This window comes from Synechocystis sp. LEGE 06083 (assembly GCF_015207725.1).
Taxonomy (GTDB): domain Bacteria; phylum Cyanobacteriota; class Cyanobacteriia; order Cyanobacteriales; family Microcystaceae; genus Synechocystis; species Synechocystis salina.
The window spans coordinates 1-11,256 of sequence record NZ_JADEWJ010000108.1 but is presented as its reverse complement, the minus strand read 5'-3'; the positions used below and the strand labels follow the sequence as shown (position 1 = coordinate 11,256).

At 47.7% G+C, this 11,256-nt stretch carries 9 protein-coding genes; 4 read left to right on the top strand and 5 right to left on the bottom strand.

The window, feature by feature from the left end:
* Positions 1-234 precede the first annotated feature (234 nt).
* Positions 235-1,626 (top strand): TldD/PmbA family protein, encoded by a 1,392-nt coding sequence (locus IQ219_RS09930; RefSeq protein WP_194072494.1) that lies wholly within the window; start codon positions 235-237, stop codon positions 1,624-1,626.
* Here the strand turns inward: IQ219_RS09930 and mnmA are convergent.
* A complete protein-coding gene (gene mnmA, locus IQ219_RS09925; protein WP_194072493.1) occupies positions 1,623-2,699 on the bottom strand; it encodes a tRNA 2-thiouridine(34) synthase MnmA in 1,077 nt (358 codons plus the stop codon). The genes IQ219_RS09930 and mnmA overlap by 4 nt on opposite strands.
* Before the next feature lie 312 nt (positions 2,700-3,011).
* Here mnmA and IQ219_RS09920 point away from each other — a divergent pair, with 312 nt between their 5' ends.
* Positions 3,012-4,676 carry an AIPR family protein gene (locus tag IQ219_RS09920; RefSeq protein ID WP_194072492.1) on the top strand — a complete coding sequence of 555 codons (1,665 nt, stop codon included), beginning with the start codon at positions 3,012-3,014 and terminating at the stop codon, positions 4,674-4,676.
* A 60-nt stretch (positions 4,677-4,736) separates the two neighbouring features.
* On the opposite strand, the gene IQ219_RS09915 is transcribed toward IQ219_RS09920, so the two are convergent.
* Entirely contained in the window at positions 4,737-6,212 is a 1,476-nt protein-coding gene (locus IQ219_RS09915) for a glycoside hydrolase family 13 protein (RefSeq protein ID WP_194072491.1), read from the bottom strand.
* A 110-nt stretch (positions 6,213-6,322) separates the two neighbouring features.
* On the opposite strand from IQ219_RS09915, the gene abc-f reads away from it, so the two are divergent.
* Positions 6,323-8,047, top strand: coding sequence for a ribosomal protection-like ABC-F family protein (gene abc-f, locus IQ219_RS09910; RefSeq protein WP_194072490.1), 1,725 nt, complete (start codon positions 6,323-6,325; stop codon positions 8,045-8,047).
* 457 nt (positions 8,048-8,504) lie between these two features.
* Positions 8,505-9,518 (top strand): L-histidine N(alpha)-methyltransferase, encoded by a 1,014-nt coding sequence (egtD, locus tag IQ219_RS09905; RefSeq protein WP_194072489.1) that lies wholly within the window; start codon positions 8,505-8,507, stop codon positions 9,516-9,518.
* Here egtD and IQ219_RS09900 read toward each other — a convergent pair.
* From IQ219_RS09900 to IQ219_RS09890, 3 genes are all read right to left on the bottom strand, one after another.
* Complete coding sequence (locus IQ219_RS09900) at positions 9,511-10,104, bottom strand: hypothetical protein (RefSeq protein WP_194072488.1); 594 nt, start codon at positions 10,102-10,104, stop codon at positions 9,511-9,513. The genes egtD and IQ219_RS09900 overlap by 8 nt on opposite strands.
* Positions 10,083-10,778, bottom strand: a complete 696-nt coding sequence (gene pyrF, locus IQ219_RS09895; protein ID WP_194072487.1) for an orotidine-5'-phosphate decarboxylase — start codon at positions 10,776-10,778, stop codon at positions 10,083-10,085. Before pyrF ends, IQ219_RS09900 begins: the two co-directional genes overlap by 22 nt.
* A 52-nt stretch (positions 10,779-10,830) precedes the next feature.
* Positions 10,831-11,256, bottom strand: a 426-nt coding sequence (locus IQ219_RS09890; protein ID WP_194072486.1) for a tetratricopeptide repeat protein, incomplete at its 5' end; no start/stop codon positions are given.

Sequence of the window (11,256 nt, the reverse complement as noted above, 5' to 3'; positions counted from 1 at the left end):
GTAAGTTGCTGGGGGCCGGAGCGGGGGGGTTTATGTTATTTTTTGCCCCACCATCAGTGCATCCCCGTTTGGCGGAAACTTTTAAAAATCATCAGGTTTTATCGGTGAAAATTAACGCTCCCGGTTCCCAAATCATCTTCTCCTAGGTTGAAAGCTGTTTAACTTAATAAGACCTTGGCGGTTAGGCAGAGGTGGGAAAAGTATCATGGTTAATAATTCCCTAATTCTTCTCCAATGAACTTAGCCACCATTAAAGCAACCCTACCGGAACTAATTGGCCGTTACCAGTCCCAGGCGGACTTTATCAGTATCCGGTTGGAACAGTCTGAAGGCACCCAAATTAGCTTACGGGGTAACCAGGTGGAAACTCTCAGTGAGGGCATTGCCATTGGTGGCCAGGTGCGGGTTTGCCATCAAGGGGGTTGGGGGTTTGCCAGTTTTAATCGTTGGGAGCAGTTACGCCAAAGATTAGAAGAGGCGATCGCCGCGGCCCGGTTAATTGGGGACGATGAAACCCTGTTGGCTCCCATTGATCCAGTCCAGCAAACCTTTATTAATCCTTTGACGGGTAAAGACCCCCGTGAGATTAGTTTGGCTGATAAAAAAGCCCTCTGTGACCATTACAATGATCTGCTCCGGGGCACCAGCGATAAAATTACCACCACCCATGTGCGATATGGCGACAGTCAACAAACGGTGTTGCTCGCCACTTCGGAAGGGACTTTGTTGGAGCAATGTTGGTGGGACTTGGAAATGCGTTTTGCCGCCACTGCAAAGGATGGCAATGGGGTGCAAGTAGGTAGGGAAACCACAGGCTCCCGCCGGGGCTATGGGGACTTGGAAAATTTAGATGCCGTGGTGCAGGGGGCTGCGAAACGGGCGGTGAAAGCGTTAACTTTGCCCACAGTGCAGGGAAAAATTTATCCGGTGGTAATTGACCCCATTTTGACTGGGCTGTTTGTCCACGAGGCCTTTGGCCATTTATCCGAAGCAGATATGCTCTACGAAAATCCCGACTTTTTGGAAGTGATGAGTTTGGGGCGACGCTTTGGTCCGCCGGAGTTGCAAATTTTTGATGGGGCGGCCCCCCCAGGGCACCGGGGCAGTTACGGTTTTGACGACGAAGGGGTACCGGCCACCACCACCCAACTAATTAAAGACGGCGAGTTGGTAGGCAGACTCCACTCCCGAGAAACGGCAGGGAAGTTGGGGGAACAACCCACTGGTAATGCCCGCTGTTTGAATTACCACTATCCCCCCATTGTGCGCATGACCAATACGTGGATTGGCCGGGGAGCAACCCCTGTGGCCCATTTGTTAGACGGCATTGAGGAGGGGGTTTATGCCCAAAACTGGCTCGGGGGTATGACCAATGGGGAAATGTTCACCTTCAGTGCGGGGGAGGCTTGGATGATCCGCCATGGCCAGCTAGCAGAACCGGTTAAGGATGTGACCCTCTCTGGCAATGTCTTTAAAACCCTGGCTAACATCGAGGCGATCGCCGACGACTTTTATTGGGATGAGTCCGGGGGCTGTGGTAAAGGGGGCCAAAATGGCCTAGCAGTGGGTTGCGGTGGCCCCAGTTTACGCATCCGGGATGTGGTAGTGGGGGGCGATGCTGCCTAGGTCCTTTGCCCCTCCGACCTTTGGGGGCAGATAATACCTCCCCCTAACACCCGATCACCGTCGTAGAATACTGCCGCTTGGCCGGGGGTGATGCCAAATTGGGGTTCGTCAAACACCAGTTTGATTTGTTGGTCGTCCCAGGAAATTGCATTAACCGTCACCGGAGCAGAACGGTAGCGCACCTGCACCTCACAACGGATGGGGGCCGTTGGTTCGGGAATGGAAACCCAATTTAACCTTTGCACGTAGCATTCCCCACTGCCCGCACTCTGGCGATCGCCAACAATAACCCGATTCATTACCGGATCGAGTTTAACAACGTATAAAGGTTCCGCCGCCGCAATGCCCAACCCTTTCCGTTGCCCAATGGTGTAGTGGTGAATGCCCTCATGGTGACCCAGCACCGCCCCGGACAGGTCGACAATTTCCCCTGCTTTGGGGGCAATGTATTTGTCCAAAAAGTCCCTCATGGAGCCATGGGCTTCAATCAGACATAAATCCTGACTATCCTTCTTCTCTGCTGTGCTGAGGTCAAACTCCGCCGCCAACTGTCGGGTAACGGTCTTGGTTTGTTCCCCCAGGGGAAACAGGGTTGCCGCCAAAATTTCCTGGGACAGGTCATACAAAAAATAGGATTGATCCTTCTGGCGATCGACCGCCCGCAACAACTCATAGCGTTGACTGTCTTCGTTAAAGCGAATGCGAGCATAATGCCCCGTGGCAATTTTATCGATACCAAGGGACTGTTGGGCGTATTGCAACATAGGGCCAAACTTCACCGCCTTATTACATTGGGAACAGGGCAATGGAGTCACTCCCTCACCGTAACCCTGCACCAGGTAATCAATGATGTGATTTTGGAATAAATCCCTGGTATCAACAATTTCATGGGGTACTCCCAACTGTTCACAGATAGAAGCGGCATCCACCAGCCCTTCCGAACAGCACTGACCCTTACCCTTCATTAACCAGAGAGTCACCCCCACCACGGCATAACCTTGACGGTGCAACAGGGCCGCCGCCACCGAACTATCTACCCCACCGGATAGTCCCACCACTACTTTCTGCGTCATTGCTCGTTTACTCTGCGCTCTAAATTGACAAGTGTTGCTCTAACAAATAAGCCCTAACTCAGCTTAACCTAGAAAAACTACCGCTAAAGACTGATATAACCCAAAACTACCAAAAACTAAGAGTTATACGGTCGAGGGCGATCGCCAACTATTATCATCGGACCTGGTTGACAAAACTTAACCCGATCTTTTCTATTCTTGAAATCAGCCAAATCAAAAAGACAGCAACATATCCACGGGAAATTTTTTGAATGGGTCAAGTGAGATAAAATTATCCCATCTATTTGTTGTCTATTTATGGAGTAAAAATATATGAACATCAATACATCTATCATTGACCAGCGTTTGCTATCAATTGTTGAAGATATTCGCCAAAAAGCTTCTGAAGAATTAAATATAAAAGATGAAGGCAAGCTTAAATCCCTTGCCTTTGTTTATCTATGTGTTCAAACTATCTTAGATTTAGAAAATGACAAAGCTTTTGATTGCTTAACCGAAGGAGGAGGGGACTTTGGAGTTGATGCCATGCACATCTCGGAGGAGTATGACGGCGAATTTACAGTTAGCCTATTTCAGGGTAAATATAAGAACAGTTTAGAAGGAAATTCTAATTTTCCGGAGGAAGGAATAGAGAAATTAATAAACGCCATTCAATATTTATTTAATCCGGCCGCCAAGCTAGAATACATTAACGAAAGATTACTCACAAAAGTGGAAGAAGCTCGTAGTTTAATTCGGGATGGTTATATTCCACAAGTTAGAGCGCTGGCTTGTAATAATGGGCTGAAATGGAATTCATCTGGTGAAGAAGCTATTGAGCGTGCTGGATTTGGAGATCAGGTTACATGGGAACATATCAACCATGACCGGCTCGTAAAAATTCTTCAAGCTTCCAGACCTGTAAAAGATACTTTACAGCTGAGTGGAAAAGCTATAGTTGAAGATATGGAGTTCAGCCGGGTACTGGTAGGTCGAATTTCCGTCACCGAAATTGCCACACTTATTGATCGACATGGTGAACGATTATTAGAGCGTAATATTCGTCGCTATTTAGGATTACAGGGAAATCGTGTTAACGAGGACATTCGTCATACTTTAACTAGTGATGAAAAAAATAATTTTTACTTTTATAACAATGGGATAACCCTAACTTGTGACAGCTTTTCATATAACGCACTGCAGGACAGTAATTATCAAGTACGTGTCGAGAATTTACAAATTATTAATGGTGGTCAGACCTGTATAACCATATCTAAAACTTTACAGCAACCACATTTACTTCATCAAAATGCCCAAGCCTATGTTCTTCTTCGACTTTATCAATTGCCCTCTGAAAATGAAGGCTTAGTGCAAAGAATAACCTATGCCACTAATAGCCAAAATCCAGTAGATCTCAAAGATTTACGAGCTAATGATGAACGTCAACAAAGATTAGAAATGGATATTAAGCAATTGGGATTTAACTATCGGCGGAAACGATCTGATACTAGCACTCGGTCTGCCGATATCACCTCGGGGGTAGCCGCTGAGGCAGTATTATCTGTTTGGAGAAGAAAACCTCACCAAGCAAAATTTTTCTCCCGTGAGCATTTTGGAAAACTATATGATTCGATATTCACCGAACAATTAAACGGAGCCCAGGTGATAGTAGCTGTTCAACTTTACAGAATTGCAGAAAATCGTCGCAAAAGATCAGAAACCACTGACCCAGACTTTGTTCGCTATGCTTCATGTTTTATTGCAATGCAGATGGGACAAAAACTTTTGAATGAGATGAATGTTCAAATCAAAGATATTAGCCACAAAAATTTTAAATTTACCCAACAACTTATTGAGAAAAATGGTGAGATTTATTTTAATGCTTCATTGCAGGATATTCAAAAGGCACTCGAAGATCTTTATGGAGAACAAGAGATTTCCCTACAGCAACTATCTGCAACCTTCCGGCGCGGTGATCTAATCAGCCGACTTGAATAAATTCTCGTTACTCAAGATATTTGATTTTAAATATTTTTGCGGGACTGTATTCGTGCGGCTTCATTCTTGATGTCCAAATCTAAAAATTTTTCCTGATTGAGGCGGCATAGTTACAGATAAAACCGATGGAGTTTGTTGGATTTCTATTTGACTATCAGTGGTAAAAATAGACTCTATCCTTTCTATTTTGTCTAAATCTAAAATTTCTGGAGATAATGAAATTTCTGTGACATTGTCTCCCGCATTAACAGCAATAATTAGGGTTTCATCACTGTATTGCCGCTGGAAAACATAGCCCATACCTGCCGTGACGAGAATTTTGTAATCCCCCAGTTGCAAGCATTGATAGCGATGGCGCAGAGCGATCAATTGACGATAAAATTCCCAACAATCTAAATCCCAATCAGTTTTTGCAGGAAAAACTCGGCGGCAATCTGGATCTGCTCCCCCTGCTAAGCCCACTTCGTCACCGTAGTAAACACAGGGAGCACCAGGGAAAGTAAACATTAGTAGGAGGGCTAGGTTAACGCTGGGGCGATCGCCATTGGCCAGGGTTAAGAGGCGGGCGGTGTCGTGGCTATTGAGCAAATTCAATTGGGTTAACTGAATCTCCCAGGGGTGTCGTTGCAGAAGTTGGCTAATTTTTTCTCCATAGGCTTCTGCGTTGAGGGCGGGGTAGGGACAATATTCTTCCCCCCGTAGATGTTCTTTTTGCAGGCGATCGCCAATGGTGAAGGCCACTGTTGGTTCAGTAAATCGATAATTCATCACGCCATCAAACTGATCTCCGCCTAACCAAGGGCTAGCATCACACCAAATTTCCCCCACAATGTAGGCTTCTGGATTAATGGCTTTGACCCGACGGCGAAATTCTGGCCAAAAATCTGCCGCTTTGACGCAATCGGGCACATCCAAGCGCCAACCATCAATGCCTTGGGCAATCCAATATTCCCCTACCCGCATCAAATATTCCCGCACGTCGGGATTATCGTGGTTAAACTGCGGCAAGGCTCGCAAATCTACCCAACCCCGATAATTAGCCGGCAAAGAACCGTCATAGGCTGATAAAGGCCAGTCTTCGATGTAAAACCAATCTAACCAGGGGGAATGGGGCCCGTTTTCCAAAATGTCGTTGAAAAAGTAGAAACCCCGACTGGCATGGTTAAACACTCCGTCCAACACTACTTTCATTTCTCGACTATGGGCCGCAGTTAGTAGGGCCTGCAAAGCTTCATTGCCTCCCAGGAGAGGGTCCACTTGGTAATAGTCATGGGTGTGGTAACGATGATTACAGGCGGACTGAAAAATGGGGGTCAAATAGAGAGCCGTAATACCCAATTCCTGGAGATAATCTAACTGTTCAATCACGCCCCAAAGATTTCCCCCCTTATAACCCTGCACTGTGAGGGGAGTGTCCCATGGCTCTAACTTTGGTTGTTGAGCAACGGCGATCGCCTGATGGCGGCCAATGGCAAAACGATCCGGAAAAATTTGATAGAAAACAGCTTTTTTAACCCAATCTGGGGTTGCAACCATGGTGATGATAATCCTCGCTAATACTCTCGCAGGCACAATGGTGGGGGACGGGGTTTTAACGCCAGTTTTTCGATAAACTGGAAGCTCAGTTTCCCTCCAGGTTTATTCCTATGCTCCGACTTGAACACATCCGCAAAATTTATCCCACCGGCGAAGTTCTTAAAGATGTGAACTGGGAAGTTAAACCAGAAGAACGGGTAGGCCTGGTGGGGGTCAACGGGGCCGGAAAATCCACCCAACTCAAGATCATTATGGGGGAAGTGGAGGCCACTGCGGGGGAAATTATTCGGCCAACGGCCCTGAAAATCGCCCATTTAACCCAAGAATTTGACGTTACCCCCACCCGTACTTTACGGGAGGAAATGTGGACCGTATTCACCGAGGCGAACCAGGTTCAGGACTCCATGCACCATGTCCATCAGGCTATGGAAGTGGCCGATCCGGACGCCCTGGAAGATTTAATTCATAAATTAGATAAATTACAACGACAGTTTGAAGCCCTGGACGGTTATCGGTTGGAGTCGCAAATTGAGCGGATTTTGCCGGAAATTGGTTTTGAGCCGGAAGATGGCGATCGCCTGGTGAGTTCCTTTAGCGGCGGTTGGCAGATGCGGATCAGTTTGGGCAAAATTCTACTGCAGGAGCCGGACTTACTACTGCTGGACGAGCCCACTAACCATTTAGATTTAGAAACCATTGAATGGCTAGAAACCTATCTCAAGGGTTTGAAAACCCCCATGGTGATCATCTCCCATGACCGGGAATTTTTAGATCGTCTTTGTACCAAAATTGTGGAAACGGAACGGGGTGTATCCACCACCTACCTGGGCAACTATTCCAGTTATCTTGTGCAAAAGGAAGAAGGTAACTTAGCTTTAGCTAGTGCCTACGAACATCAACAAAAAGCCTTGGTGAAACAACAGGCCTTTGTGGACAAATTCCGGGCCAGTGCCACCCGCAGTACCCAAGCTAAAAGTCGGGAAAAACAACTAGAAAAAATTGAGCGGGTAGAGGCCCCCGTTGGTGGTGTCAGAACCCTTAAGTTTCATTTCCCCCCTGCTCCCCGCAGTGGTCGTCAAGTGGCACTGATTGAAGACATTTCCCATTCCTACAACGATAAGCTACTTTTTCTCGGTGCTAATTTGGAAATTGAACGGGGCGATCGTATTGCTTTTCTGGGCCCCAACGGTTGCGGGAAATCCACCCTTCTGCGGATGATTATGGGTATGGAATCTCCAGAAGAAGGGCAAATAAAAATGGGGGAGCATAATATTTTGCCCGGCTATTTTGAGCAGAACCAGGCGGAAGCTTTAGACCTGGAAAAAACCGTGATGGAGACCATCCATGATGAAGTACCCGACTGGAAAAATGAAGAAGTGCGGACTCTGTTGGGACGATTTCTCTTTTCTGGGGAAACCGTATTTAAAAAAGTGGCCGCTCTCAGTGGTGGAGAAAAAGCCCGCTTAGCCCTGGCAAAAATGTTGCTCACTCCGGCCAATTTTCTCATCCTTGATGAGCCCACCAATCATCTGGATATTCCCGCCAAGGAAATGTTAGAGGAAGCATTACAGGAATATGAAGGCACCGTGGTGCTAGTCTCCCACGACCGTTATTTTATTTCTCGGGTAGCTAATAAAATAGTGGAAATTCGGGATGGGGAACTGGTGGTGTACAGCGGTGATTACCACTACTATTTGGAAAAATTAGAGGCGGAAAAAGCCGAGGAAAAACGTCGTCTGGCCGCTGAACAAGCTGCTAAAAAGCAAGCAGAAAAACGAGCCAAGCAAGCGGCGAAGAAAGCAGAGCAAAAAAGCAAAAACGTCATTGTTCCCTAGTCATCTGGAAAAAACGAAGACGATGGTGTTGTTTCTTCCTCTAACCCGTTGATAAGGGGGAGAAATGCAAGTCTTCAGAACGTGCTTGAAAAGCCCCCCTGACCCCCCAAATTTGGGGGGAAACAGATGCGAAGTCCCCTAGTATTGCCGGAGCTTTAGTGAAAAGATTTAGGGGGCAAAATAAGACTTTACAAACAGGCTCCCAGTATTACCTAAGTTTTAGTGGGTCGATGTAGGGGTTAACTAAAACTGTACCAACAGGTTCTTAAATGCCATTACCAAAGTCTGAGCTGATGTCCCAAATATCATTCTGGACTTTCTCAGACCAATGGGGAAGATTTGTCCTGCGCCTGGGTAAGTTCCCAAGCCTCGTCGCTATTTAACCAAGGTCTGGGGGTCGATCTGGAGGGACAGTTCAGGTTATGGTGCGAGGATGTGTTAGTTTTTGCACCTCACCATGGTCTCCGTTCAAAATTCCCCCCGCCTGCAGCTTGAAAACCGTCTCCTCAGTCATCCCCAGAGCTATGTCAACCATGGCCAAGATGTCATTGTCGGTTTGCAGGCATCCCCCAAAACTTTGCCCCCCCACTATTTTTATGATGACCGGGGTTCCCTGCTGTTTGAGCAAATTTGCCTACTACCGGAATATTATCCTACCCGTACGGAGGCCAGCATTCTCCAGGCGATCGCCAAGGAATTGGTGCAGATTACGGGGGCCTGTGACTTCATTGAATTGGGCAGTGGTAGTTCCACCAAAACCCGGATTTTACTGGATGCCTTTGCGGAACAAAATATTTCCCTACGCTATATTCCCGTTGATGTTAGCGAAGCGATTTTAAAAGAAAATGCCGAGGCGATCTTAGCTACTTATCCCCAATTAACAGTCCAGGGTTTGGTGAGTACGTATCAGTTGGCCCTGGCATCATTACCCCATCATAATTATCCCCATCGCTTAATGGCCTTTTTAGGCAGTTCCCTCGGTAATTTTTCCGCTGATGATTGTCAAGATTTTTTTGAGCAAGTGGGGCAAGCTTTAGACCCAGGGGATTACTTTTTGCTAGGAGTAGATTTGTGTAAACCTGTGGATATTTTAGAGGCGGCCTATAACGATGCCCAGGGGGTGACAGCGGAATTTAATTTGAATATGTTGCGCCATTTAAATTGGCGTTTCCAGGGCAATTTTGCGTTGGATAATTTTTCCCATCGGGCCATATTTAACCAGCAAAAATCCCAAATTGAAATGTATTTACGGAGTGGCACCAAGCAAGTTGTACGGCTGGAAAACCTTGGTTTAACGATTAATTTCCAAGCCGGGGAAACCATTCTCACGGAAATATCCCGCAAATTTTCTCTCCAAGCTAATAATCCCAATGCCATTCCCCGTCAGTTGGCGGACCATGGCCTAGAGCCCCTGCAAGTGTGGACCGATGACCAGCAATGGTTTGCAGTCATTTTAAGCCGGGTTAACTAGCAGCAAACACCCCCGCCTGACAATCCCTCAACCATAAACGAATGCCTTGGGCGATCGCCCCGGTGCTGGCATCCCGTCGGGGAGAAGTAGGCTGATCTGGGGAGCTTCCCCCTAATTGTTGGTACAGTAACGCCAACTGCCAACCCTGCCCCGTTTGCACAAAAAATGCCCAGTAAAAATTCTGACTGGCGATCGCCCGTTGGTCGGTGTAACTCCTTTCTAGGGTGGTAAAAAAGACTTGTTTAGTGGTGTCCGGTACTGCTGGTTGCCACTGTTGCTGGGCTAGGGGAAGGGGATCAAAATCGGCATTACCCGCAATTAAAATGTAAGTCCTCAAGGGCACATCGCCGATCTGACTCCGCTGCATAACCCGATTGGTATAACTGGGCAAAGCTTCCAGCAGGGGGGGCATCAATTCCGTCAGGGATTGCTGGCAGTGGCCTTGGTCGGAGGATGGCCGATTTCTGGCTTGGCTGGGATTTAGTCCCAGATTAGTCAGCAATATCAAAGTAAAGCCAGTGACAGATAGGCCAAATTTGACAGCCTGGGAGAACAGGAATAAGTTCAGAAAGCAAGGTCTTGGCATAATCTTTCCCAAGCGGCTTCAGGATTAGGATCAGCAGTGATGGGCCGGCCAATAACAACATAATCGGCACCAGCGGCGATCGCCTGGGAGGGAGTGGTAACCCGTTGTTGATCTCCTTGGGCAGACCAGAGGGGCCGCACGCCGGGGGTAACTAATAAAAAGTCCGAGCCACAGGTTTGCCTTAGTTTAGCTACTTCCTGGGGGGAGCACACTGCCCCATCAATGCCAGCGTTTTGGGCCAACTGGGCCATGGTGCTGACATAGTCCTCCACTGCCAACGGTTGTTGCAACTCTTCCCGTAATTGGCGATCGCCGATGCTGGTGAGTAAGGTAATGGCCAACAGTTTAGGGGGATGCTCCAAGGGGGCCATGGCTTGGGCGGCCAGGGTTAGAGCTTGACTCCCCACAGTGGCATGGAGGGTTAACAAATCCACTTCGTACCGACTGGCAGACAAACAGGCTCCCAAAACCGTGTTGGGAATGTCGTGGAATTTCAGGTCTAAAAAGATGCGCTTACCCCGGTCCTTTAACTCTGCCAAAATACCTGGCCCAGCCCCCACAAACAATTCCAGCCCCACTTTCCAAAAATTCACCCCCGGCAAACGATTCACCAGGGCGATCGCCTTAGGCAAATCCGGTACATCCAGGGCAACAATTACTTGGTCTGGGGTCATGGCAATGGCAAGGTTAACGACTTATCAAAACGGGCCAGCAAAACCTAGCCCACTACAGATCATCACTGGGGGGTGGCAAGGTCCGCAACACTTCCACCATGGTGGGGGTGGCAAATAGGGCCTTAGTGTCCGCCACTAACTTCTCTCCCCAAAGATTCTTAATCAGGAAATCAATTTCCCCATAGCGACTATCTAAGTTAAGGGCATCCTGGGCCTTCCGCAATCCCTCTTCCGTTTTGCCCTGCTTGTACAATGCCACGGCGATCGCCAATTGGGGTTCCGGCTGTTCCGCATCGATTTTGATCACCTCTTGCCAACGTTTGAGGGCAGTGTCAATTTTTCCCTGCTCGTATTCGATCAAACCAATATTGTTCAGGGCTGGCCAAAACTGTTCCTCCGCTTTCAAAGCCTTTTGGTAGGCAGTGACAGCATCGGGATATTTAACCAATTTTAGATAGGCGTTGCCCAAATCAAAGAG